The 17777-nt window shown below is 71.1% G+C and carries 14 protein-coding genes and 1 pseudogene; 10 read left to right on the forward strand and 5 right to left on the reverse strand.

Translation table 11 applies throughout. From position 1 onward, the window contains the following. Positions 1 to 11 precede the first annotated feature (11 nt). Both GU5_RS16860 and GU5_RS0111540 read right to left on the reverse strand, forming a co-directional pair. Positions 12 to 1808 carry an ABC transporter permease gene (locus GU5_RS16860; protein WP_010525724.1) on the reverse strand — a complete coding sequence of 599 codons (1797 nt, stop codon included), beginning with the start codon at positions 1806 to 1808 and terminating at the stop codon, positions 12 to 14. Further along, complete coding sequence (locus GU5_RS0111540; RefSeq protein WP_010525725.1) at positions 1801 to 2841, reverse strand: ABC transporter ATP-binding protein; 1041 nt, start codon at positions 2839 to 2841, stop codon at positions 1801 to 1803. Before GU5_RS0111540 ends, GU5_RS16860 begins: the two co-directional genes overlap by 8 nt. A 218-nt stretch (positions 2842 to 3059) precedes the next feature. On the opposite strand from GU5_RS0111540, the gene GU5_RS17385 reads away from it, so the two are divergent. The 3 genes from GU5_RS17385 to GU5_RS0111555 all read left to right on the forward strand — a co-directional run bounded on the left by GU5_RS17385 (position 3060) and on the right by GU5_RS0111555 (position 6229). Beyond that, entirely contained in the window at positions 3060 to 4172 is a 1113-nt protein-coding gene (locus GU5_RS17385; RefSeq protein WP_010525726.1) for an ABC transporter ATP-binding protein, read from the forward strand. Then, positions 4169 to 5476 (forward strand): ABC transporter permease, encoded by a 1308-nt coding sequence (locus GU5_RS0111550; RefSeq protein ID WP_010525727.1) that lies wholly within the window; start codon positions 4169 to 4171, stop codon positions 5474 to 5476. The genes GU5_RS17385 and GU5_RS0111550 overlap by 4 nt, the downstream gene beginning before the upstream one ends. 177 nt (positions 5477 to 5653) lie before the next feature. Further along, positions 5654 to 6229, forward strand: coding sequence for a hypothetical protein (locus tag GU5_RS0111555; RefSeq protein ID WP_010525728.1), 576 nt, complete (start codon positions 5654 to 5656; stop codon positions 6227 to 6229). A gap of 118 nt (positions 6230 to 6347) precedes the next feature. Here GU5_RS0111555 and GU5_RS0111560 read toward each other — a convergent pair whose 3' ends face one another. Next, a complete protein-coding gene (locus tag GU5_RS0111560) occupies positions 6348 to 7370 on the reverse strand; it encodes an LLM class flavin-dependent oxidoreductase (protein WP_010525729.1) in 1023 nt (340 codons plus the stop codon). A gap of 171 nt (positions 7371 to 7541) precedes the next feature. Between GU5_RS0111560 and GU5_RS0111565 the strand changes: the two genes are divergently transcribed. Next, complete coding sequence (locus tag GU5_RS0111565; RefSeq protein WP_010525730.1) at positions 7542 to 8975, forward strand: aminobutyraldehyde dehydrogenase; 1434 nt, start codon at positions 7542 to 7544, stop codon at positions 8973 to 8975. 168 nt (positions 8976 to 9143) lie between these two features. On the opposite strand, the gene GU5_RS0111570 is transcribed toward GU5_RS0111565, so the two are convergent. Then, positions 9144 to 9854 carry a TetR/AcrR family transcriptional regulator gene (locus GU5_RS0111570; RefSeq protein ID WP_010525731.1) on the reverse strand — a complete coding sequence of 237 codons (711 nt, stop codon included), beginning with the start codon at positions 9852 to 9854 and terminating at the stop codon, positions 9144 to 9146. A gap of 164 nt (positions 9855 to 10018) precedes the next feature. Between GU5_RS0111570 and GU5_RS0111575 the strand changes: the two genes are divergently transcribed. From GU5_RS0111575 to GU5_RS15495, 6 genes are all read left to right on the forward strand, one after another. After that, complete coding sequence (locus GU5_RS0111575; RefSeq protein ID WP_010525732.1) at positions 10019 to 11458, forward strand: NAD(P)/FAD-dependent oxidoreductase; 1440 nt, start codon at positions 10019 to 10021, stop codon at positions 11456 to 11458. A gap of 26 nt (positions 11459 to 11484) precedes the next feature. Then, a complete protein-coding gene (locus GU5_RS0111580; protein WP_010525733.1) occupies positions 11485 to 12372 on the forward strand; it encodes a universal stress protein in 888 nt (295 codons plus the stop codon). 14 nt (positions 12373 to 12386) lie between these two features. Continuing rightward, complete coding sequence (locus GU5_RS0111585; protein WP_010525734.1) at positions 12387 to 13916, forward strand: APC family permease; 1530 nt, start codon at positions 12387 to 12389, stop codon at positions 13914 to 13916. A 62-nt stretch (positions 13917 to 13978) separates the two neighbouring features. Then, positions 13979 to 15109 (forward strand): agmatine deiminase family protein, encoded by a 1131-nt coding sequence (locus tag GU5_RS0111590; RefSeq protein WP_010525735.1) that lies wholly within the window; start codon positions 13979 to 13981, stop codon positions 15107 to 15109. Then, positions 15106 to 16866 (forward strand): amidase, encoded by a 1761-nt coding sequence (locus GU5_RS0111595; RefSeq protein ID WP_010525736.1) that lies wholly within the window; start codon positions 15106 to 15108, stop codon positions 16864 to 16866. The genes GU5_RS0111590 and GU5_RS0111595 overlap by 4 nt, the downstream gene beginning before the upstream one ends. Positions 16867 to 17045: 179 nt before the next feature. After that, positions 17046 to 17387, forward strand: coding sequence for a hypothetical protein (locus GU5_RS15495; RefSeq protein ID WP_010525737.1), 342 nt, complete (start codon positions 17046 to 17048; stop codon positions 17385 to 17387). Here the strand turns inward: GU5_RS15495 and GU5_RS17315 are convergent. Continuing rightward, positions 17371 to 17777: pseudogene (locus GU5_RS17315) on the reverse strand (hypothetical protein); the annotation flags it as partial. The gene GU5_RS15495 and the pseudogene GU5_RS17315 sit on opposite strands and share 17 nt — an antisense overlap.

The raw sequence follows: 17777 nt of genomic DNA on the forward strand, positions 1-17777 counted from the left end.
CGCGTCGCCGCTCACCGCAGGAAGAGCCGGCGCATCCGCCACGTCGCCACGCTCAGCCCGACGACGACCATCACCAGGTAGTACCCGATGTGCACCAGGGTCATCGCATCGCCGGTGCGGAAGGCGATGTCGCGCATCAGCTCGACGCCGTGCCAGAGCGGCATCGCCTGCACCAGCGCCTGCACGCCGACGGGGTAGACGTCGATGGGGAAGAGGGTGGCGGAGAAGAGGAACATCGGCATCAGCACCATCATCATCCAGTCCATCTGCTGGAACCGGGTGAAGAACGAGGTCACCGCCATGCCGACAGATGCGAAGCCCAGCGCGATGAACAGCGCGGTGACCCACATCAGCACCGCCGAGGCGCCGTCGATCAGCCCGGCGCCGACGAGCACCGCCAGGAATCCGACCGAGTAGATGGCCCCGCGGAAGAGCGCCAGGCCGATCTCGCCGAGGGCGACGTCGACCGGTCCGAGCGAGGTGGCCATCATCGTGCGGAAGAGCTTGGTGATCTTCAGCTTGAAGAACACGTTCCAGGTGGAGTCGAAGATCGCTCCGTTCATCGCCGAGACGGCCAGCAGCGCCGGGGCGATGAAGGCCGCGTAGCTGATGGTGCCGTCCTGCCCGACGCCGGCCTGCTCGGCCTCGATGCCCGAGATCATCGGGCCGATGCCCAGCCCGAACGAGGTCAGGAAGAGGATCGGCTCGAGGAAGCCGGAGACGAACAGCACTCCGCGGTTGTTCCGGATCGCCGAGAGCCCGCGGGCGAAGACGGCCCGGATGTTGCCCGAGTACCAGCCGGCTCCCGCTCCCGTGCGGAACTGGGCGACCGGCGCCGGACCCACCGGCCCGTCGTCGTCGCGCAGTTCGGCGACTCGGGCCTCGCGGCGGGCGTCGGCCCGGGCGCCGGGGGTGCGGCCGCGCCACTCGGCGAGTCCCAGCCGGCGGGTGAACACGTGCACCGTCGCCCACCAGGCCAGCAGCGTGACCGCCGCCAGGAAGCCCAGATGCGTCGCGATCATCGCCGGCGAGGTGGGCTGGCCGAAGCTCAGCACCCGGCCGAGCTCGTTGGCGTGCCAGATCGGTGAGATCCAGCCGATCGCCTGCAGCGGACCCGGCAGGTTCTCCAGCGGATAGAACGTCCCCGAGAACAGGAACAGCGGCATGATCACGAACCGCTGGATCAGCGCGCCGTGGCCCTTCTCCTCGCGCAGCGTGGAGATGTAGGCCATGATCGGCACGCCCAGCGCCAGCCCGCCGAGCGTGGCGGTGAGGACCTGCAGCCAGACCAGCGGCGACGTCGTCGCGCCGACGAGCACCAGCACCCCGGTGAAGACTGCGGAATGGAAGAGGAAGCGCACCGAGACCGCGAGGATGTGGCCGCCGGCGATCTGTCCCGGCGTCAGCGGTGTGGCCTGGGCGCCATAGTAGAGTCGGCGCCAGGTGAAGCCCTCCAGCACGGGGAAGGCGAACTCGATGCCGGCGGTCATCGCCACCGTGGCCGCGAGCACCCCGGGTCCGATGTACATCAGATACGACTCCGCGCCGAGATCCGCGACGGCGGAGGCGTCGCCCACCAGCAGACCCAGCCCCAGGCCCATGGCCAGGATGTACATCACCGGTTCGGCGACGGAGCTGGTCACGATGACCCCGGCGTAGGCGCGCATGCTGCGCAGCGTGCGCTCAGCCTGATGCAGGGCGCCGGTGCGGCGGGTGCGACGGGCCAGCCGATCCTTGTCAGCGGCCGGGGAGCCGGGCGCGGCCGCACCGGAGATCCGGTCGGAGTCCTCGCGGACGGTGTCAGTCAACGAGGCTCCTCCCGGTCAGCCGCAGGAAGACGTCCTCGAGCGAGGAGCGGCGCACCAGCGAGGTCATCGGGCGCAGCCCGGCGGTGTGGACGGCCTCCAGCGCGGACTCTGCGGCGTCGGCGTAGACCAGCAGGCGATCGGGCAGGACCTCGACGCGGCTGTAGCCCAGCTGTTCGGCGCGCGGGGCGAGCAGCGTGTCCAGCTGCTCGGCGAGCTCGGCGTTGCGGTCCATCCCGAAGCGCAGCTCCAGCACCTCGCGGGTGGCATGGGCGCGGATGAGCTCAGAGGGGCTGCCCTCGGCCATGATGAGGCCGTGGTCGACGACGATGAGTCGATCGCAGAGCTGCTCGGCCTCGTCCATGTGGTGGGTGGTCAGCACCAGCGTGGTGCCCCGCTCCTTCAGCCGGAAGAGCCGGTCCCACAGGATGTGCCGGGCCTGCGGGTCGAGGCCGGTGGTCGGCTCGTCGAGCAGCAGGATCTCCGGGTCGTTGACCAGGGCGCGGGCGATGGTCAGCCGCCGCTTCATCCCGCCGGAGAGATCCTCCACCCGGGCGCCGGCCTTGGCGGTGAGCTGGGCGAACTCGAGCAGCTCGACAGTCTTGGCGCGCAGCCAGCGCCGGGGCAGGCCGAAATAGCGGCCATACATGATGATGTTCTCCCGGACGCTGAGCTCCTCGTCCAGGTTGTCCTGCTGCGGGATCACGCCGAGCCGGGCGCGCACCGCCGGACCCTGCCGTTCGGGGTCCAGGCCGGCGACCCGCATCGTGCCGGAGGTGCGGGCGGCGACGGCGGCGATCATCCGCATCGCCGTCGACTTGCCGGCGCCGTTCGGGCCCAGCAGTCCGAAGGACTCGCCGCGGGCGACGCTGAAGTCGATCCCGTCGACGGCGGTGAAGTCGCCGTACTGTTTGGTCAACGCCGTCGCGACGATCGCCGCGTCCTCGGCGCCGCCGGATCCGCCGGCTGTCCCGGCGGCGGCCGCGGGGCGCGGACCGGCTGCGGACGCACCGGCGGTGCGGAGAGGATGAGGCATGCCCGGCAGTCTACGGCGGCGACGACGCTGTGACCAGGGTCATGGCACAGGATTCCCGGCCGCGAGTCGCCTGTTCAGGCCCGTTCCCGCCGCCGGCGGCGGTGGGAGAGATCATCCTCAGGGGCGATGGATTCGAGCGCCTCATCCGGCAGGATGAGGGGTGGATCGTGCTCCGCGCTCGCGGAGCCCTCGGCACGTTCACGAAAGGACGCCCCACCATGTCCGTTCCAGTTCTCGAGACGGAGAACCTGGTGAAGGTCTACGGGCGCGGAGCAGCACGCTTCGACGCCTTGAAGGGCTTGACATTCGAGATCCACGACGGCGAGTCCGTCGCGGTGGTCGGGAAGTCAGGCTCGGGCAAGTCGACCCTCATGCACCTGCTCGCCCTGCTCGACCGTCCGACCGCCGGCGTCGTCGCCCTCGGCGGGGAGCCGGTATCGGAGTTGAAGCCGCGGCGCGTCTCACAGCTGCGCAACGCCTCGTTCGGCTTCGTCTTCCAACAGTTCTTCCTCAATGCCAACCAGTCGGTGCTGGAGAACGTCACGCTGCCGCTGAAGATCACCGGGATGTCGCGCGGAGAGCGGAACCGGCGCGGCATGGAGGTGCTCGAGCAGCTGGAGATCGCCGACAAGGCCAAGAACAAGGCCAAGGACCTCTCCGGCGGGCAGAAGCAGCGCGTCTGCATCGCTCGCGCCCTGGTGAACCGCCCGTCGGTGATCTTCGCCGACGAGCCCACCGGCAACCTCGACTCGACCACCAGCGAGATCGTCGAGGACATCCTGTTCAACCTCCACCGCGACCACGGCATCACGCTGGTCGTCGTCACCCACGACGAGGATCTGGCCGCTCGCTGCGAGCGGCGGCTGAAGATGCAGGACGGCGAGATCGTCGCCGAGGAGCATGGCGTGCTCGCCGACCGGCACGTCGACACCACCTACGACCCGGACCAGCTCGGCGTCGACCCCGACGAGCCGCGCGGGCGGAGCCGCTCCGCGGCCGCGCAGGCCGCCGAGGACGTCGCGGCCCGCGACGAGGCGGCGGACGAGGAGCACGATGAGGACGGCTCGCCGCTGCGCCGGGGCCGCCGTCGGGCCTCCCGGGCCCGGGACCGTGCTCGGGACACCTTCCGCGACCGCGTGCGGGGCCGGTCCCGCGCCGAGGAGACCTCCGCCGAGGACTCCGACGAGCCGGAGGGGTCCGAGACCACGGATGCCACGGACGCCGCGGACGCCGCCGAGACCGGCGGCGCCGCCGAGGACGACCAGCCGGCCGGCGAGACGTCGCAGACCCGACGCCGCGGCCGTGACGCAGACGAGGAGGGAACGGCATGAGGGCCGTCGACGTCGCCGGGACCGCATTGTCCAACACCATGCGGTCCAAGATGCGCACCTTCCTGACGGTGATCGCCATCGTCATCGGTGCCTTCACGCTGACCCTGACCTCCGGCATCGGCGCCGGCATCAACCGCTACGTCGACGACATGGTCGCCGGCTTCGGCGACTCCGACGAGATGTATGTGATGCCCGGCGCCGACCAGCAGGCGATGGGCGGGGGCCAGACCGGGCCCCAGGAGTACGAAGCCGACCAGAGCGGCGGAGCCTCCGGCAGCTTCGGGCAGTCGATGCTCAGCGAGGGGGACATCGAGACCATCTCCGAGCTCGACGGCGTCACCGCGGTCGACCCGGTCGTCTTCGTCTCTCCGGAGTACCTCGAGATCTCCGACGGCACTCAGTACACGCTGGACGGACTCGGCGTGCCGGCCGACGCCCCGGCGATGGAGCTCGCCGCCGGTGAGACGCCGGACCCTGAGGCCGACGAGATCACCGTGCCGCAGACCTGGCTGACCGCCTTCGACGAGGATGCCGAGGACGCCGAGGACGCCGACCCGCAGGCGGCGATCGGCGAGACCGTCGAGATCGGCGTGCGCGACATGGCTCAGGAGGTCCAGTCTGTGGAGGCCACCGTCGTCGGCGTCTCCGAGGAGGACCTCGCCGGCGTCGGCAGTTCGCCGATGCCCTCGCAGACGCTGCACGAGGAGCTCCACGAGCTGCAGAGCTCCGGTCTCGAGGTCGAGCAGGAGGAGAGCTACGCCCAGGCGGTGATCCAGGTCGAGGACCTCGCAGCCCAGGAGGACGAGCTGAAGTCCGAGCTCGCCGACGAGGGGCTGATGGGGATGACCCTGGACGACATGCTCGGCGTGGTCCGCGGGATCATCAACACCGTCACCTGGGTGCTCAGCGGCTTCGCGCTCATCGCGCTGCTGGCGGCCAGCTTCGGCATCGTCAACACGCTGCTGATGTCGGTGCAGGAGCGCACCCGCGAGATCGGTCTGATGAAGGCGCTCGGGATGAGCCGCGGACGGGTCTTCGGCCTGTTCTCCATGGAGGCGGTGATGATCGGGGTGATGGGCTCGGTGATCGGCGTCGGCCTCGGCGCGGGCGTCGGGTTGGCGGCCAACGCCGCGCTGGTCAGCGGTCCGCTCAGCAACGTCGCGGGGCTGACGCTCTTCGCCCTGGATCCGGGCGCGCTGATCGCCATCATCGCGCTGATCCTGGTCATCGCCTTCCTCGCCGGCACGCTGCCGGCGGCACGGGCGGCGCAGAAGAACCCGATCGACGCCCTGCGCTACGAGTGACCACGCGGCGTCGCCGGTGAACACGGCGCGACGGCGCCCGGGCCGAGGCGGTCCGGGCGCCGTCGCGCCTCGACGTCTCACCCGAGTCTCGGTCCCGTCGGACGCGCCGACGTCGAACCTGGTGGTCAGCCCGGGCCGGCGGGTAGATTCGAGACAGCACAATCTGGAGGAGGAACCATGACACAGCCGCCTGAGGACGGGCCGCAGCAGGGCCCGCGATTCGGCACCGACCCCTACGACCCGTCCGCCGTCGGCGGACCGATGGCCGAGCCGAAGCAGTTCGGCCGACTCAAGCAGCTCACGCTGCTCAGTCTCGCGATCTTCGTGGTCAGCATGCTGCTGAGTCTGATCCCGTCGCTCAGCGGCAGCATGCGTGAGCAGACGGTGGACACCTACGAGTCCATGGGCATGGGGTACTCTGCGGAGGAGCTCCAGCAGATGGCGGACATCGCCGTCGGCGTCAGCCTCTTCGGCGTGGGTATCGGGCTGATCGTGGGCGTCGGCGTCTACCTGCTGGTGTACTTCGGCCTGGCCAAACGGAAGAACTGGGCGCGTATCGTCGGCCTGATCTTCGCGGTGCTCGGCACGATCGGGATGCTGATCTCCGGCGTCGGCGGGTTGACGACGCCGTCGGCCATCAACATCATCTCCTCGCTGTTCGCGCTGGCCGGTGCCGTGGTGGCGGTTCTGTGGATCATGGCCGCGGTCAAGGCTCCTGTGAAGCAGTACCTGACCCAGAGCTCCTCATCCTGAGACGTTCCGGCTGACCTCCGCAGAGGAGGCGTCGGGCATGACGAGGGCCCGTCCACCGCGCTGGTGGGCGGGCCCTCATCGTCCCGAGCATGCTCTCCGAGGGGCGGAGGTTCGACGTTCACCGCCAGCCGAGCCCCGGGGCGACGTGTGTGATGATCGACTCCAGCAGGTGGGCGTTGTATTCGACGCCGAGCTGGTTCGGCACGGTGATCAGTAGCGTGTCGGCCTCGGCGATGGCCTCGTCGCGGGCGAGCTCCTCGATGAGCTGGTCCGGCTCGCCGATGTAGGAGCGGCCGAAGATCGCCCGGGTGGTCTCGTCGAGCATCCCCACCTGGTCCTGCGAGTCCCGCTGGCCCAGGAAGTAGGCCCGGTCGCGCTGGTCGGTCAGCGCGATGATCGATCGCGAGACCGACACCCGCGGGCTGAAGCCATGCTCATGGGCGTCCCATTCCTCGCGGAAGGCGCGAATCTGCTCGGCCTGCTGGACGTGGAAGGGTTGGCCGGTCTCGTCGTCCTTGAGCGTCGAGCTCATCAGGTTCATCCCCCGGGCGGCGGCCCAGCGGGCGGTGGCGTCGGAGCCGGCGCCCCACCAGATGCGCTCGCGCAGCCCGGGGGAGTGCGGCTCGAGGCGCAGCAGTCCCGGCGGATTGGGGAACATCGGCCGCGGGTTCGGCTCGGCGAATCCCTCGCCCTTGAGCAGGCGCAGCGTCTCGAGCGTGTGCCGGCGGGCCATGTCGGCGTCGGTCTCTCCCTCGGTCGGGCGGAAGCCGAAGTGCCGCCAGCCGTCGACGACCTGCTCGGGCGCCCCGCGGGAGAGGCCCAGCTGCAGTCGCCCGTCGCTGATCAGGTCCGCCGCACCGGCGTCCTCGGCGAAGTAGGCGGGGTTCTCATAGCGCATGTCGATCACGCCGGTGCCCAGTTCGATGCGTTCGGTGCGCGCGCCGGCCGCGGCCAGCAGCGGGAATGGAGAGGCGAGCTGGCGGGCGAAGTGGTGGACGCGGAAGGCGGCCTGGTCGACGCCGAGCTCTTCGGCGGCGACGGCGAGCTCCACCGACTGCTGCAGCGCCTCCTTCGCCGACCGCGTGCCCGAGTGCGGCGAGGGGGTCCAATGGCCGAAGGAGAGGAAGCCGAGAGTCTTCACATCGGCGACAACCGGAGAGCCCTCTCGGCTATTCCGCCGTCCGGAGGGCGCGATGCAGCCGCGAGGCCCAGCTCGAGGCGACATCCGAGATGGCGACGTGTTGCGGATCACGTGAGGTGGACCCTAAAATGAACAATAATCATTTAGTCGAGAGGCGATCAGGAGGCCCTCATGGGTGAGCGGTTGAAGAACTTCGTCGACGGAGAGTTCGTCGAGGTCGGTGGTTCCGGCGAGATGCCGGTGGTGCACCCGAGCACCGGGGAGCAGGTCGCAGTCTCGCCGGTCTCCGGATCCTCCGAGGTCGATGCGGCGTTCGCCGCCGCGGAGCGGGCCTTCGCGGGCTGGTCGCAGTCGACTCCGGGGTATCGGCAGCGGTGTCTGCTGCAGCTGGCGGACGTGGTCGAGGCGCAGGCCGACCGGCTCGTCGAGGCGCAGCATCGCAACACCGGCCAGCCGAAAGCGATCATCGCGGAGGAGGAGGTCGCCGCGGGGGCGGACCAGTTCCGCTTCTTCGCCGGGGCCGCCCGTCTTCTCGAGGGGCGCGGTGCCGGCGAGTACATGGAGGGGTTCACCTCCTATGTGCGCCGGGAGCCGCTGGGCGTCGTCGCTCAGGTCGCACCGTGGAACTTCCCGCTGATGATGGCGGTGTGGAAGCTGGGGCCGGCGCTGGCGGCGGGCAACACCGTGGTGCTCAAGCCCTCGGAGACGACGCCGGAGTCGACACTCGTGCTGGCCGAGCTGATCGCCGAGATCTTCCCGGCCGGGGTGGTGAACGTCGTCCTCGGCGACGGGTCCACCGGTGAGCTGATGAGTCGGCATCCCGCGGCGGCGATGGTCGCTCTGACCGGCTCGGTGCGGGCGGGGCGGGCCGTCGGGACCGCCGCCGGCGAGGAGCTGAAGCGTTCGCATCTGGAACTGGGCGGCAAGGCGCCGGCAGTGGTCTTCGCCGATGCGGATCTGGCCGACACCGCGAAGCAGCTGGTGGAGTTCGGCACCTTCAATGCCGGGCAGGACTGCACGGCGGTGACGCGTGTGCTGGTCGAGGAGTCGGTCCACGACGAGCTGGTCGAGCATCTGGTCGCCGCCGCCGAGGCGACGGTCACCGGTCGCGCCGACGAGTCGCAGAACGACTTCGGCCCGCTCAACAACGCCCGGCACTTCGCGGCAGTGCGGGATCGGGTCGCCGCTGTTCCGGAGCATGCCACAGTGCGTACTGGTGGTCGGCCGGTGGAGGGTTCGACGGGATTCTTCTACGAGCCGACCGTCATCACCGGGGTGTCGCAGCAGGATGCGCTGGTCCAGGAGGAGACTTTCGGGCCGGTGCTGACCGTGCAGTCCTTCTCCGACGAGCAGGAGGCCCTGCGGCTGGCCAACGGGGTCGACTATGCGCTGGCCTCCAGCGTGTGGACGGCCGATCACTCCCGGGCGATGCGCGTCTCGCGCGCGCTGGACTTCGGTGCGGTGTGGGTGAACACGCATCTGCTGCTGGTCGCGGAGATGCCCCACGGCGGATTCAAGGCATCGGGCCACGGCAAGGACCTCTCGGTGTACTCGCTGGAGGAGTACACCCGGGTCAAGCATGTGATGCACGCGCTGGAGGCCTGAGCCCCTGAGCCCCTGAGCCCCTGAGCCCCAGAGCTGCTGATCTTCTGCGCTTCTGGCCGGCGAGCGGGGGATCTGCTGCTGATGGGCCGATCCGGCGACTCAGGGGCGGCAGATTCGCCGCTCGACGGGATGTGGACGAGCGGTGCGTGAGCGGTGCGCGCGAGGTGCTCAAGACGTCGCGGCGTCGTCCTCCCGCCGGCGCAGTCCCTCGGCCAGCCCGTCGACGAGCGCATCCAGGGCCAGCTCGAAGGCTCGGTCGGCCGCCCGGCGTGCATCCGGCCCCCGCTCGGCCGCGGCGGCGGTGAACGCCGGGGCGAGGTCCGCCCGGTCCCCGGGGTCGAAGATGTCGGCCGGGGCGGAGGCGTCATAGGCCGCACCGAAGACCAGCGCCTCGACCCCGACGATCATGTCCACCGCCTCGGGTCCGGGCACTCCGTCGGCCTGGAGGGCGCGGGTGACCCGTTCGTACATCTGCAGCGTCTGCGGCGCGTCGGCGACCGGCAGCACCGCCATGATCGGGATCAGCGCGGTGTGTTCGATGTAGCAGTCGCGGTAGGAGCGCGCCCAGACGCGCAGCGCCTCGGGCCAGGGCTCCGTGTCGAAGGCGCGGCAGTCGATCTGCTCGTTGAGTCGGTCCTGCACCAGCACCAGCACGTCGTGCTTGGAGGCGACGTGGTTGTACAGCGCCGAGGTCGAGACGCCCAGCTCGCGGGCGAGGGCGGCCATCGTCAGCGCGCGGTGGTCGCGGCTGCTCACGATCCGGATCGCCGCGGAGGTGATGGAGGACCGGGAGAGCACCGGCGAGGGCGGGCGGCCGCGACGTCGTCCCGGGCTCGGCTCGGTGGTCGGCTCCGTCGGCGGCGTCTGCTCCGGGCTCACGTGGTCGTCCTCCGATGTCAGGCGGTGGTCTTGGGGTGCTCGCCGGGATGAACTCCGCGGCGACGCCCCTCAGTCTAGAAGCAATCGACGACCCGGCGGGGTTGACAATCGCCGCGCCGCACGCCTTAATGAATATAGTTCATTTAAGCGTGAAGGAGAGCACAGTGTCAGCCACTCGAACCATCGGAAGCGCCGAGACCCTCGAGCGTGACGTCGTCGTGGTCGGAGCCGGTCCTGCCGGTCTCATGGCCGCTCGCCGGCTCCAGGCCCAGGGCCGCTCGGTGGCCGTCCTGGAGGCCCGCGACCGCGTCGGCGGGCGCACCTGGTCCGTGGAGATCGACGGAGCCTTCCTCGAGCTCGGCGGCCAGTGGGTCTCCCCGGACCAGGAGGAGCTGCTCGGCCTGCTCGACGAGCTGGGCCTGCAGACCTACCCCCGCCACCGCGAGGGCGCCAGCGTCTACCTGGCCCCGGACGGCTCCCGCCACGAGTTCACCGGCGAGATGTTCCCCGCCGGGGAGAGCACGGTCGCGGAGATGGAGCGGGTCATCGGTGTGCTGGACGAGCTCGCCGCCGCCATGGACCCCGCCCGTCCTTGGGAGCACCCCCAGGCCCGCGCGCTGGACACCGTCACCTTCGCCGAATGGCTGCGCGGCCAGACCGACGACGCCGCCGCGCGGGAGAACCTCGCGATCTTCCTGGCCGGCGGCATGATCACCAAGCCCGAGCACGCCTTCTCCGCGCTGCAGGCGGTGCTCATGGCCGCCTCGGCGGGCTCCTTCAGCCATCTGGTGGACGAGGACTTCATCCTCGACCGGCGCGTGGTCGGCGGCATGCAGGGCGTCTCGCAGGCCATGGCCGACCAGCTCGAGCCCGGCACGGTGCATCTGGATACCCCGGTGCGCACCATCGTCCGGGACGCCGACGGTACCGACGGCGCGGCCGGTGACGGCGGTGACGCCGGCGTCACCGTCTGGTCCGACCGGCTCACCGTCCGCGCCCGGCAGGTCGTCGTCGCCGTGCCGCCGACCCTGTATCCGCGGATCAGCTTCGAGCCGCCGCTGCCGCGGCTGCAGCACCAGATGCACCAGCACCAGTCGATGGGTCTGGTGATCAAGGTGCACGCGGTCTACGAGACCCCGTTCTGGCGGCCGAAGGGCCTCTCCGGCACCGGCTTCGGCGCACAGGAGATCTGTCAGGAGGTCTACGACAACACCAACTACGGCGACGCTCGCGGGACGCTGGTGGCCTTCATCTCCGACGAGCAGGCCGACGCCATGTTCGCCCTGCCCGAGGAGACGCGCCGCGCGCGCATCCTGGACTCGCTGGCGAACTACCTCGGCGAGGAGGCCCGCGAGCCGGTCGTCTACTACGAGTCCGACTTCGCCTCCGAGGAGTGGACCCGCGGGGCCTATGCGTCCAGCTTCGACATCGGCGGCATCGTCCGCTACGGCGCCCACCAGCGCGAGGCGGTCGGCCCCATCCATTGGGCCTGCTCGGACCTGGCCGCCGAAGGGTTCCAGCACGTCGACGGCGCGCTGCGCCAGGGCCGCCGCGCCGCCGAGGACGTGCTCGCCGCCCTGCCCGAGAGCGCCGCCGCGCGCTGAAGACGCTGAATCAGCTGAAGGAACAGATGATGCCGCACAGTCCCGCCGTCGAGCCCTCCGTGAGCTCCTCCTCCGCCCCGCCTGTCCTGCGCCGCGTCGTCATCGGCTGCGGCGGCGACGAGCGCAGCCGCGACGCCGTCCGGCTCGGCACCGCCCTGGCCCGCGCCGCCGGCGCCGAGCTGCATCTGGTGCTGGTGGTCAAGGCCGACGACCCCTTCACCATCCCCTACCCGCCGGTCGGCAGCATCGACGGCATCATCGCCGAGCAGGCCGCAGGGTGGCTGGGCGAGGCCGAGACGCTGGTCGACGAGGATGTCGAGGTGCACTCGTCGATCCGCGGCGGCGCCTCCGTGGCCGAGGGGCTCATCGCCGCCGTCGAGGAGCTGGCGGCCGATCTGCTGGTCACCGGCTCCGGCGTCGGCGCCGGGGGCGTCACCACCCATCCGGCGGTCGAGGCGCTGCTGCACAGCGCCCCGGTGCCGCTGGCCCTGGCGCCGCGCGGCTGGCGCGACGAGGGCGGACTCACCGAGGTGATCGCCGCCGTCTCCGAGCAGCACGCCGCCCACCAGGTGGCCGACGACGCCGCGGCCTGGGCCGGTCAGCTGGATGCCGGGCTGGCCCACGTCACCTTCAGCTCCGACCCCGCCGCGCGGCAGAGCAGCTCGAGCGGGCCGCAGGAGGAGGGCGTCCGGCGGATCGTCGCCGCCGGACGCACGCTGGGCCGGGCGGTGCGCGACGTCGACTGGCCCAGCGGTGGAGTGCTGATGATCGGCTCCTCCCCGCTGGCCCGCCGCCGTCGACTCTTCCTGGGCGCCACGGCCGCCCGCATCCTGACCCACCTGCCGATCCCGATGATCGTGATGCCCCGACGAGACGCCGAGACCCCCACGTCCCCTGCGGGAAGCACCCGCTGAGGAGGAGAACCGCCATGACACAGACAGGCGAGAGCGCGCCCGCGACCACGGGCGCGACCAGAGACCACAGCAAGGGCCTCAGCGCGGGCGCCGTCGGCGTGCTCGGCGCCGTGGTGATCGGAGTCTCCACCATCGCTCCGGCCTACACGCTCTCCGGCGCCGTCGGCCCCACCGCCTCGGCAGTGGGCGAGCATCTGCCGGCTGTGCTCATCGTCGGGTTCATCCCGATGATGCTGGTCGCGATCGGCTACCGGGAGCTCAACCGGGCGATGCCCGATTCCGGGACCACCTTCACCTGGGCCTCGAAGGCCTTCGGCCCGTGGATCGGCTGGATGGGCAGCTGGTGCCTGCTGGCCGCGACGATCCTGGTGCTGTCCAATCTGGCCGGCATCGCCGTGGACTTCTTCTACCTGGCCATCAGCCAGCTCGTCGGCGAACCGTGGATCGCGGAGCTGACCCGCAGCGTGCCGGTCAACGTGCTGACCTGCCTGGCCTTCATGGCCGCCGCGGCCTGGGTCTCCTACCGCGGGCTGGAGGCCACCAAGGGTGTGCAGTACGTGCTGGTCTCCTTCCAGGTGCTGGTGCTGGGCTGGTACTCCGTGGCCGCCTTCGGCCACGTCGGCTCCGGCACCGCCTTCGATGCGCTGGACCCCAGCTGGGAGTGGTTCAACCCGTTCGGAGTCGAGTCCTTCTCCGCCTTCGCCGCCGGCATCGCGCTCTCGGTCTTCATCTACTGGGGCTGGGACGTGGTGCTCACCATGAACGAGGAGTCGCGGGGGACCACCACCACGCCGGGCAAGGCCGCGCTGGTGACCATTCTGGTCGTCGTCGGGCTCTACACGATGGTCACCGTGGCCACACTGTCCTACGCCGGAGTCTCCACCGGGGAGTTCGGCCTGGGCAACCCGGAGATCCAGGGCAACGTCTTCGCCGCGCTCGCGGGCCCGGTGATGGGACCCTTCGCGATCCTGATGTCGCTGGCGGTGCTCTCCTCCTCGGCCTCCTCGCTGCAGTCGACGATGATCTCGCCGGCGCGGACTATGCTGGCGATGGGTCACTACGGGGCGCTGAGCGAGAAGTACGCCCGGGTGAGCCCGAAGCACCAGACCCCGGCCTATGCCACAGTGGTCTCAGTGGTCATCGCCTCGGTGTTCTACGCGGTGATGCGCGTGGTCTCGGAGAACGTCCTGTGGGACACCATCACCACGCTGGGCATGATGGTCTGCTTCTACTACGGCGTCACCGCGTTGGCCTGCGTGTGGTATTTCCGCGCCGAGGCGCGGGCCTCGATCGGCGCCTTCCTGACCAAGATGCTCGCCCCGCTGCTCGGCGGCCTGCTGCTGCTGATCTTCTTCTTCCAGACCGCCTGGGACTCGATGGATCCGGCCTACGGCTCCGGTTCGGAGATCGGCGGGATCGGACTGGTGTTCATCCTCGGCGTGCTGATCTTCGTGCTCGGCGGGGCGGCGATGATCTATCAGTACATCCAGCGACCGGAGTTCTTCCGCCGCCGATTCGAGACCTCCGAGCACCTCGCCGAGTGACCCCGGGCGGCGTCCACCCGTCCGCGGACGCCGCCCGCCCCGCCCTGACCGCAGGAGAACCCATGGACCCCACCCCCTCCACCCCCTCGAGCACTGTCCCGTCGAGCACCGAGCCGTCGGGCACCGCAGCCTCCCTCGCCACGACGATGCCGCCTGAGTGGGCCCCGCATGCTCGCACCTGGATGGCCTTCCCGCCGGCCAACGAGACCTTCGGCCCCCAGGGTTCGGCGTCGCTGGACCGGGCGCGGACCGCCTGGACGCAGGTCGCGTGGACCATCGCCGCGGCCGAGGCGGTCACCGTGGTCGCCGATCCGGCCGACGCCGAGGCCGCCCGGCAGGCGCTGGGCGAGGTCGTCGAGATCGTGACCCTCCCCCTCGACGACGCGTGGATGCGCGACATCGGGCTGACCTTCGTGCACACCTCCGACGGCGCCGTCGCCGGTGTGGACTGGATCTTCAACGGCTGGGGCGACCAGCCCTGGGCCCCGCACTCCCGGGACGCGCAGGTCGGCGCCGCGATGGCCGAGGCCGCCGGCCTCGAGCGGATCGGCAGCCAGCTGGTCAACGAGGGCGGGGCCTTCCACCTCGACGGACGCGGCACTGTGCTGCTCACCCGCACGGTGCAGTGCGACCCGGACCGCAATCCCGGCCTGACGGCCGAGGAGATCGAGCAGGAGCTCCACACGCGCCTGGGCACCCGCCACGCCGTGTGGTTCCCCCGCGGTCTGACCCGGGACTACGACGAGTTCGGCACGCGCGGGCACGTCGACATGTTCGCCTGCTTCACCCCCTCCGGTGCTGTCCTGCTCCACCGTCAGGACGACCCGGCCCACCCGGACCACGAGGTCACCCGGCAGATGCGCGAGGTCCTGGAAGCTTCCGTCGACGCCGACGGCCGGCCGCTGCGGATCATCGACGTCCCGGCCCCGCGGACTCTCCGGGATGAGGATGAGTTCGTCGACTGGACCTATATCAACCACTACGTAGCCGACGGGATGGTGGTGCTCTGCGCCTACGACGACCCGCAGGACGAGCAGGCCGCGGCGATCCTCGCCGAGGCCTATCCGGACCGGCGGGTGGAGCTGGTCGACGCACGCGACATCCTGCGCTTCGGCGGCGGCATCCACTGCATCACGCAGCAGCAGCCGCGGCCGCGCGGCGCGGACTGCGAGGACAGCGAGGCCCGGCGATGACGGCCGGATTCGACGTCGTCGAGGCGACGATCCCGCAGCTGCGTGCGGCGCTGGAGAGCGGCGAGACCACCAGCGAGGAGCTGGTGCGCGGCTATCTGGCGCGCATCGAGTCCTATGATCGATCGGGTCCGATGCTCAACGCCGTCCCGGTGCTCAACCCGGAGGCGCTGGCCGAGGCCCGCGCCTCGGACGCTCGACGCGCCGCCGGCGGGCCGCGCGGTCCGCTCGAGGGCATCCCGTACACGGCCAAGGACAGCTACCAGGCGGCCGGGCTGCCCGTCTCGGCCGGGTCGCCGGCCTTCGCGGAGCTCATCGCGCAGCAGGACTCCTTCACCGTGGAGCGGCTGCGTGCCTCCGGAGCGGTGCTCATCGGGCTGACGACCATGCCGCCGATGGCCAACGGCGGCATGCAGCGCGGGCTGCACGGCCGGGCCGAGAGCCCCTACTCCCGCGACTTCCTCACCTCGGCCTTCGCCTCGGGATCCTCGAACGGCTCCGGCACTGCGACCGCGGCGAGCTTCGCGGCCTTCGGCCTGGGGGAGGAGACCTGGTCCTCCGGACGGGCTCCCGCCTCGCACAACGGGCTCTGCGCCTACACCCCGTCCTGGGGCATGATCTCCATCCGCGGCAACTGGCCGCTCGTGCCGACGATGGACGTGGTGGTGCCGCACACGCGCACGATGGCCGACATGCTCGAGCTGCTCGACGTCATCGTCGTCGACGACGCGCGGACCCGCGGCGACTTCTGGCGCGTCCAGCCGTGGATCGACCTGCCCAGGGCGAGCACCGTGCGTCCGCGGACGTTCACCGCTCTGCGCCCGGCCTCCTCCGAGGAGGCCGCGGCCGGGCTGCAGGGGCTGCGCATCGGCGCGCCGGGGATGTACCTGAACGCCGACCCCGAGGCCGGCACGGCCGCACCCGACGCGCACGGGATCACCGGCGTCGGCGGCTCCACCGGCCGGCCGGTGACCACGCGGGCCAGCGTCCTCGAGCTCTGGGAGGACGCCCGCCGGGACCTCGAGCGGCACGGCGCCGAGGTGCGGCTGACCGACCTGCCCGTGGTGACCAACTACGAGGGCGATCGGCCCGGGGCGCCCACGATCGCCGACCGCGGGCTGGTCTCCCGCGAGTATCTCGACCGCGAGATCCTCGACCTCTCCGCCTGGGCCTGGGACGACTTCCTCGCCGCCAACGGCGACCCGCGGCTGCACCGGCTGGCCGACGTGGACGGCGACCAGATCTTCCCTCCGCCGTCCGGCGCCCTTCCGGACCGCTATGACGGCTTCGACGACGACATCTCCGGCTACCCGCAGTTCATGCGTGAGCACCCCTCCCTGCGGGTGGAGGACATCCCGCACCTCGCCGAGGGGCTCCACGGGCTGGTCCGCACGCGGGAGATCGACCTCGAGCAGTGGATGGACGAGCTCGGCCTGGACGTGCTGGCCTTGCCGGCGATGGCCGACGTCGGTCCGGCGGACGCCGACACGAACCCCGCCTCTGCCGATCTCGCCTGGCGCAACGGCGTCTGGGTGGCCAACGGGAACCTCGTCTGGCGACACCTGGGCGTGCCCACGGTGACGGTGCCGATGGGCACCATGGCCGACACCGGGATGCCGGTGGGGCTGACCTTCGCCGGCCGGGCCCACGACGACGTCGCCCTGCTGCGCGTCGCCGCGGCGTTCGAGGCCCTCGGATCCCGCCGCACCGAGCCGCCCGGCACTCCGCGGTCGGCGTCGGGACAGGGGACGCCGTCGTAGGTCGACGGCGAGCCGCTGACGGGGGACTCGCGGCTCCGTACAATGGCCGTGGACCTCGGGCGCGGGGCCATGGGTGCGACGGAGCCTCAGCGCCCGCGGGCCGTCCCGCGAATCCATCACGCCCGGCGTCACATCGGGCGTCGCACGTGGCGTCACCCCGACGCCGGCCGAGGAGAGACATGAGCGACCTGCCGCAGACCATCGCGGGCCTCGACGAGACCCGCCGCACCACCGTCATGCGCCGCTACGTGCTGGACCCGGCGCTGGTCGACGAGTTCGTCGACTTCCTGCGCACCGAGGTGTTCCCCGCCCGTGAGGAGCAGGGCTTCACCGTGGAGTCCGTCTGGCTCTCGGCGGAGCGGGATGTGCTGACCTGGTTCGTCAGCCGCTTCGGGACGCCGGAGGAGTTCGACGCGGCCGAGCGTGCCTGGGAGGAGTCCGAGGAGCGCGCCCGGATCTTCGCCGATCGTCCGAAGTACGTGCTCGAGAAGGACGTCCGGCACGTCACTCGGCTGCGCTGAGCTCGCCGTCGGCGCTGCTCTCCTCGGGGCCGGGCGCCCGACGGGCGGCCACGACGGCGGCGGCCAGTGCGGCCAGGCTGAACAGCGCGATCGTCGCGGCCGCGGCCACTGCGCCGGCGTCGGCGTCCTGTGCGGCGCCGACGCCGAAGTAGACCGCGGTGACCACCGCGATGCCCAGAGCGGTGAACAGCCGCTGGGCCGTCTGGGCGACGCCTCCGGCGGCGCCGGCGATCCGCACTGGCACCTGACGCATCGACAGCGTCTGTGCGCTGGGGATGATCATCGCCTGGCCCACGCCGTTGACGGCCAGCGGCAGCGCGATCATCCAGAGCCCGCCGTCGCCGCGGCCCAGCGACCAGGCCGCGCCGGCCAGGGCGAGCATCGAGGCGG

It is taken from the genome of Nesterenkonia sp. F (assembly GCF_000220985.1).
GTDB lineage: Bacteria > Actinomycetota > Actinomycetes > Actinomycetales > Micrococcaceae > Nesterenkonia.

What these genes read in the sequence shown, in the direction of transcription:
- GU5_RS0111540 (WP_010525725.1), bottom strand. Translation starts at nt 2,841, where the DNA reads ATGCCTCATCCTCTCCGCACCGCCGGTGCGTCCGCAGCCGGTCCGCGC.
- GU5_RS17385 (WP_010525726.1), top strand. Translation starts at nt 3,060, where the DNA reads ATGTCCGTTCCAGTTCTCGAGACGGAGAACCTGGTGAAGGTCTACGGG.
- GU5_RS0111550 (WP_010525727.1), top strand. Translation starts at nt 4,169, where the DNA reads ATGAGGGCCGTCGACGTCGCCGGGACCGCATTGTCCAACACCATGCGG.
- GU5_RS0111555 (WP_010525728.1), top strand. Translation starts at nt 5,654, where the DNA reads ATGACACAGCCGCCTGAGGACGGGCCGCAGCAGGGCCCGCGATTCGGC.
- GU5_RS0111565 (WP_010525730.1), top strand. Translation starts at nt 7,542, where the DNA reads ATGGGTGAGCGGTTGAAGAACTTCGTCGACGGAGAGTTCGTCGAGGTC.
- GU5_RS0111580 (WP_010525733.1), top strand. Translation starts at nt 11,485, where the DNA reads ATGATGCCGCACAGTCCCGCCGTCGAGCCCTCCGTGAGCTCCTCCTCC.
- GU5_RS0111585 (WP_010525734.1), top strand. Translation starts at nt 12,387, where the DNA reads ATGACACAGACAGGCGAGAGCGCGCCCGCGACCACGGGCGCGACCAGA.
- GU5_RS0111590 (WP_010525735.1), top strand. Translation starts at nt 13,979, where the DNA reads ATGGACCCCACCCCCTCCACCCCCTCGAGCACTGTCCCGTCGAGCACC.
- GU5_RS0111595 (WP_010525736.1), top strand. Translation starts at nt 15,106, where the DNA reads ATGACGGCCGGATTCGACGTCGTCGAGGCGACGATCCCGCAGCTGCGT.
- GU5_RS15495 (WP_010525737.1), top strand. Translation starts at nt 17,046, where the DNA reads ATGAGCGACCTGCCGCAGACCATCGCGGGCCTCGACGAGACCCGCCGC.